The sequence below is a fragment of the Synechococcus sp. H55.11 genome (genome assembly GCF_047462475.1).
Taxonomy (GTDB): Bacteria; Cyanobacteriota; Cyanobacteriia; order Thermostichales; family Thermostichaceae; genus Thermostichus.
In genome coordinates, this window is sequence record NZ_JANSJI010000279.1 from 1 (window position 1) to 745 (window position 745).

Annotated in this window: 1 protein-coding gene; it reads left to right on the forward strand. The window is 62.3% G+C overall.

Translation table 11 applies throughout. The features are described from left to right. Positions 1 to 24: 24 nt before the first annotated feature. On the forward strand, positions 25 to 594 hold the full coding sequence (locus NW853_RS11210) for a shikimate kinase (RefSeq protein ID WP_414336257.1): 570 nt from the start codon (positions 25 to 27) through the stop codon (positions 592 to 594). Positions 595 to 745: the final 151 nt, after the last annotated feature.

Genomic DNA, 745 nt, shown 5'->3' on the forward strand with positions numbered 1-745 from the left:
GCGCTAGCAGATCCCTCCCCCCTCATGATCTCTCCGCCAGAATCCGAACGCCTGCAGGGCGTGACCGTCTACTTAGTCGGCATGATGGCCAGCGGCAAGTCCACGCTGGGAGCTGAGCTAGCCGCCCAGTTGCGCCGCCCCTTCTTCGACACCGACGTGCTGGTGGAGCAGGTGGCGGGCTGCTCGATTGCCCAGATTTTTGCTCAGCATGGGGAAGCCCACTTCCGGGATCTGGAAACCCAGGTGCTGGCCCAGCTCAGCGGCTACACCCGCCTGGTGATTGCCACGGGGGGTGGCATCGTGCTGCGGCCCAAGAATTGGAGCTATTTGCACCACGGCCTCACCGTTTGGCTGGATGCGGCCCCTGAGCTCATTTGGCAACGGCTGAGCCGGGATCCCGGCCAACGGCCCCTGTTGCAAACCCCCGATCCCCAAGCCGCTTTGCAAAGGCTAATGCAGGAGCGAGAACCTTTCTACGCCCAGGCCGATGTGCGGGTGCCCATCCGGTCAGAAACCAGCCCGTCCCAGTTGGCCGAACAGGTTTGGCAGGCCATTTGCGCCCGCTTGCGAGCCCAGCCGCCTTGCAACCCATAAAAAAGGGATCCGCAAACCTTTGGGATCCCTAAGCATTACAGTTCAAGACTTGCCGGGAGCGGATCCCTGGCAAGTGCCAGGCAACCTCCCTGATTCTTTAGAGCGCGTTGCCGCGGGGTAGGACTTCTTCGGGGAACTCAAAGCGCTCGTG